Source organism: Bradyrhizobium sp. (assembly GCF_049798375.1).
Lineage (GTDB): Bacteria > Pseudomonadota > Alphaproteobacteria > Rhizobiales > Xanthobacteraceae > Bradyrhizobium.
Window position 1 is genome coordinate 1 of record NZ_JBARGP010000398.1, and the last position, 5456, is coordinate 5456.

Below are 5456 nucleotides of genomic sequence, written 5' to 3' on the forward strand. Positions count from 1 at the left end.
TCGCCGTCGATGCTCTCGATGGCGCCGCGCACGCGCGTCGGCACCGGCGCCTTCTGCGCCAGCGCAAAGACGGAGGTTGCCGCGACCATCACGACGGCGAGGGTCGGGCGGATGAAGGAAAAACCAGTAGGCATCGGATAACTCCCGGAAACTGCGGACCGGCCATGCCGGCCCGGCGCCTGGCCGTCGCGAGCGCGGCCTTCGAGGCGGGGTACGCAGAGTAGGACGCTCGCCCACCTCGCCTATTCCCCGTTCAAGCCTTTGTGAGATCGGCCTCGACCAGCGCCCGCAGCTCTGCCGTCACTTGCGGGCGCGTGCCGAACCACAGCTCGAAACCGCGCACCGCCTGGTGCAGCAGCATGCCAAGGCCATCGGCCACGCGCAGGCCGCGTGCCCGCGCCGCAGCGAGCAGCGCCGTCTCGAGCGGCACATAGACGAGATCGGCAACCACGGCGGAGGAAGGCAAGACGCTAATATCCAGTTGCAGCCGTGGCTGGCCATGCATGCCGAGCGAGGTGGTGTTGACGAGGAGGCCTGCACGGGGCAGCAGCGTCGCGACATGGTCCCAGCCGGCCGGCTGCACCCGCGCGCCGAACTGATCCGCCAACGCTTGCGCCCGCGCCGCTGTACGGTTGACGACATGAATGCGCTTGATGCCGCGCTCCAAAAGCCCGAACACCACCGCGCGCGCCGAGCCGCCCGAGCCGAGCACCACCACCTCCTCAGCGCGCTCCCATCCGTTCGCCGAGGCATCGAGATGGTTGATGAAGCCCTCGACGTCGGTGTTGGTCGCCCGCAGCACGTCGCCCTCGAACCAGAGCGTGTTGGCGGCGCCGATCGCGCGTGCCCGCGCGTCCGGCGCGGCAAGCTCCAGGACCCGCTCCTTGTGCGGGATCGTGACATTGGCGCCGACGAAGCCGCGGCCGCCGAGATAGCCGATGAACGCCGCGAGATCCTCCGGCGGCACCGCCTCGATCACATAGCCGCCGACGATGCCGAGCGTGTGCAGCCAATGGTGATGGATCAGCGGCGAGCGCGAATGGGCGGCGGGCCAGCCGATCAGGCAGGCGGCGGGAGCTTTGGAGGCGGCACTCATGGCGGTGACATCGGCCACGCCGGCCATGGAGTCAATCCTTGCGTGCCCGCGCCCCCATGGCCAGCATCGCGCCCAGCGCGAAGGCCACCGCCGCGGCGAACCAGATCGCCGCCAGATTGATCCGCAGATAAACGCCCGCGCCGATGACCGAGCCGGTCACCAGCGCCGCCCAGAGCAACAGGTTCGGCACCCAGCCGAAGCGTGGGCCGCCGGTCAGCGCGACCGCCATCAGCTGCCCGATCTTGACCAGCGCGCCGGTGACGTAAGTGAGGCCGAGACCGCCACTGCCCTCGATCTGGAACACCGCGTTTTCCAGGCCCATGGCCAGGACGATCGCGGCGATGGCGGCTTGCGGAAAGCCACGGACATGGCAAAGCCCGGCTGCCGCCAGTAGCGCCGCCTCGACGAGCAGGATCCAGCACTGACAATAACGGCTGCGGCTGCGCACGATCAGGCTGCCGATCGCGGCGCCCACCACGAACAGCACGATCAGACCAAACGCCTGGGCCGCCGGCTGCCAGTCGCCCTCGGCGAGGCTGACGCCCATACGCGTCGAGTTGCCGCTCATGAACGAGACGAACAAGCCGCCGAGATGCAGGAAGCCGATGCCGTCGACGTAACCGGCGAGCGCGCTCAGCGCACAGGCGAGCAGGATGTTGCGGCGCGAATCGAGCATAGGCGAACCAACGCTGGATGATGGCGTCGGTTCAAGTCTCGGCCAAGGCGGCCCCAAGGGGAAGGTGGACGTCCACGACGGGCTCAGCTCGTCTCCAGCGCATCCACGGCGAGTTCCGATGATGCATGGCTCTTGATGTCGGCGATCGCGCGTTCAATGGTCTCGCGGTAGCGGACCAGCGGCGGTCGCACGCCATGGGTCAGCAGTTCGCGGCGCACCATCGGTGAGGCGCCGGTGATGAACAGCCTGATGTGCTGCCGCTTCGCCTTGGCGGCGACGCGGCCCATGGCATTCGCCGCGGTCGAGTCCAGGAACGGCACGGCGGACAGGTCGACCACGAAGGCCTTGCGACGCTCCGCGATCGAATCGAGCACGGAGCCGACAGCCGCGGCAGCGCCGAAGAAGAAGGCACCGGTGATGCGGTAGACCAGCACGTCCTTGTCTGCACTGAGCCTGGCATCATAAGGCACGCGGGCGGGATCACCGAAGTCCGACCGGTCTTCACTGACAAGCGGAGCGCCGTCCTCGACTGCGGTCATCTGCGCCATACGGTGGATGAAGATGACCGCGCCGAGCGCAAAGCCGACCAGGATGCCCTCGGTGAGATCGCGGAAGATCGTGAGCAGGAACGTCGCGAGCAGCACGACGGCATCGCCCCAGGAAGCCCGGATCAAGGTCATGAACTCGTGCTTCTCCGCCATGTTCCAGGCTACCACCACGAGCACGGCGGCAAGCGCGGAGAGCGGGATGAAGCTCGCGAGAGGCGCGGCGACCAGCATGAACAATAACAGGAACATCGAATGCAGCATGCCGGAGACCGGTCCGCGCGCGCCGGCCCGCACATTGGTCGCGGTGCGCGCGATGGTGCCGGTGACGCAGATGCCACCGAACAGCGCCGAGCCGATATTGGCAAAACCCTGCGCCACCAGCTCGCAATTCGAACGATGTCGGCGGCCGGTCATCCCGTCGGCGACGACGGCTGACAGCAAGGACTCGATGGAGCCCAGCAACGCGAACGCGATCGCGTCCGGGAACACAGCCTGCACCTTGGCAAGAGAGAACGCGGGCAATGCCGGAAACGGCAGTTCACGCGGGATGCCGCCGAAGCGGGTGCCGATGGTCTCAACGGGCAGGTTGAAGGCCCAAGTGAGAAGCGCCGCAATCGCGACCGCGATCAGGATGCCGGGCCAAGTCGGCCGCAATCGTTTGAAGGTGACGATGATCAGGATCGAAGCGGCGGCGAGCAGAACCGCAGCGACGTTGGCGGTAGGCGCGCCGTGCGCGAGCGCAACCAGCTTCGGGATCAATTCGCCGGGCTCCTTGCCTGCGAGCGTGATACCGAACAGATCCTTCAGCTGGCTTGCGAAGATGATCACGGCAATGCCGGCAGTGAAGCCGACCGTCACCGGGTAGGGAATGAATTTGATGTAGGTGCCGAGCCGCAAATAGCCCGCGATCACCAGCATCACGCCCGAGAGCATTGTTGCGAGAATCAGGCCGTCGACGCCCTGGCGGTCAACGCAGAGCGCCACCAGCACGATGAAGGCGCCGGCCGGGCCGCCGATCTGGAAACGGCTGCCGCCAAGCAGCGACACCAGGAAGCCGCCGATCACGGCGGTATAGAGTCCACGCCCAGGGGGGACGCCGGAGGCGATCGCAATCGCCATCGACAAGGGCAGCGCGACGATCGCGACCGTCAGGCCGGAGATCGTATCTGCGCGGAGGTCGGCAAGACCGTAGCCCTCGCGCAGCACGGTAAGCAGCTTTGGCGAATAGAGTTCAGCGAAACTCGGATGACGTTCGCCGACACCGGGCCGGCTCACGGGCGTGCGGATATCCATGCCCACAATGCTCCCTTCGCATCGTCCGGCTGGTCTGCCCAGCGCAACGATGCGTCAGCACGGCGAAACGCGCTCGCTCCACCGTGCGGCGCGATGAGGCTAGGATGCGCCATCGCGCTCAGCTTCAATTTGACGGCCCAAACGGCGGGGCGGCCCTGGCTCTCTCAGGCGAACCCCGCGCCCGCCATTGTCGCTGCGCGCGTGTTCGCCAATCAGATCCACGCCCGCACGATTGAGCGCATCGACGACCTTGATCAGCGTGTCGACGACACCGCGGACGTTGCCCGTCGAGGCTTCCATCCGCTGGATGGTCGGCAAGGACACGCCGGCCAGTTCGGCCAAGGTTTTCTGATCTATCCCGAGCAACGCTCGCGCAGCCCGCATTTGGAACGACGTGATCACTCTGGCCTCACGTAAGATGCACCATAATTGATGTTTCAGATAAAGACAATGATATAAAATACATCATCCGTAGACATACGGCAAGGCAAGTGATCCCCCCAATTGCATGGTGTCCGGGCGGGGCGCTTACCAACGCAGCGAGGGAAGATCTATCTGACAGCAGGGCTGTGGGCGGCTTACCCGGCCTGCGGCGATCAAGCGCCTACGCCGAGCAGCGTGTCTCTCCCACGACTTTCAGAGGTAGCGGCTCGTCGCCGAAGCCAAAGCCGCGCAGGCAGAAGCATCGTCAGGGAGAGGCCCGCCAATGGCGGGCCCCAGGATGCGATGGCTCCGCACCAGGAAGAGCCGGGCTTTGCATGAGGCGAGGTTGCCTGTACCCGTTAGATCATGATGTGATTACCGAGGATCGCATCACGATCTCATCTTGTTGTTGAGCATGATCCCGCGCAAACGCCTTTGGCGTTGGTCGCGAGACAAAGCCGGCTTCAACTGTTCCCGATCATGCCCTACGCTGCGTCGCGATGCGAGGCGATGATGTGATCGGCTGCGCGGCCGGTGACCTCGGCCATGTGGTCGAACTTCCGCGTGAAGCTGCCCGCGCCTGCGGTGGCCGAGCGCAGCTCGACGATGAGTTCGCCGATCTCCGCTTCCGGCATCATCGCCCGCACGCAGTCCCAGCCGTCCCAGCCGTCGCGGGTGTCGAAGCCCAGGATCTGGCCGCGCCGCGCCGACAGGATCGCGTTGATCTTGGCGGTTGCCTCAGTCGGGCAGACGATCTCGACGGTGTGGATCGGCTCCAGCAGCACCGGCTGGCACTGCGGCAGCGCCTCGCTGAGGCCGGCCCGCGCCGCCGTGCGGAAGGCGAGGTCGGAGGAGTCGACGCTGTGATAGGAGCCATCCGTCAGCGTGACCAGGAGATCGATCACCGGAAAGCCGAGCGGCCCGCGCGTGAGCCCGTCGATTACGCCCTCCTCCACCGCACCGATGTAGTTGCGCGGCACCGCGCCCCCGACCACCTTCTCCTCGAACCGAAAACCTTCGCCACGCGGCAGCGGCTTGATATCGAGCACCACGTCACCGAACTGGCCGTGGCCGCCGGACTGCTTCTTGTGCCGCCCGCGCTGGGTGACCGGTTTGCGGATGGTCTCCTGATAGCCGATCGCGGGCGTGTGCGATTTGACGCTGACGCCGAAGCGGTCACGCAAGCGTTCCTGCGCCACGCGCAGGTGCATTTCCCCTTGTCCCCATAACACGGTGTCGTGGGTGCGCTGGTTCTGCACCATGGTCAGCGAGGGATCTTCCTCATTCAGCCGCAGCAGCGCCTGGCCGAGCTTGACGTCGTCCTTGCGGTCGTTGGACGCGATCGAGATCGCGAGCACCGGCGCAACCGGCGCGACCTGGACCAGCGCCGATGGCGCGGTCTTGCCGGTTGCGATGGTGT

The 5456-nt window shown here is 66.2% G+C and carries 5 protein-coding genes; all 5 read right to left on the reverse strand.

Annotation, left to right across the window (positions count from 1 at the left end; genetic code table 11):
* Positions 1–253: 253 nt before the first annotated feature.
* Positions 254–1123, reverse strand: a complete 870-nt coding sequence (locus WA702_RS17010) for a shikimate dehydrogenase (RefSeq protein WP_425111701.1) — start codon at positions 1121–1123, stop codon at positions 254–256.
* Positions 1124–1127: 4 nt separating this feature from the next.
* A complete protein-coding gene (locus WA702_RS17015; RefSeq protein ID WP_425111702.1) occupies positions 1128–1772 on the reverse strand; it encodes a YoaK family protein in 645 nt (214 codons plus the stop codon).
* Between the two features lie 83 nt (positions 1773–1855).
* Complete coding sequence (locus WA702_RS17020) at positions 1856–3613, reverse strand: SulP family inorganic anion transporter (RefSeq protein ID WP_425111703.1); 1758 nt, start codon at positions 3611–3613, stop codon at positions 1856–1858.
* 99 nt (positions 3614–3712) lie between these two features.
* Entirely contained in the window at positions 3713–4015 is a 303-nt protein-coding gene (locus tag WA702_RS17025; protein WP_425111704.1) for a helix-turn-helix domain-containing protein, read from the reverse strand.
* Positions 4016–4521: 506 nt separating this feature from the next.
* On the reverse strand, positions 4522–5456 hold a 935-nt coding region (locus WA702_RS17030; RefSeq protein ID WP_425111705.1), incomplete at its 5' end, for an elongation factor G.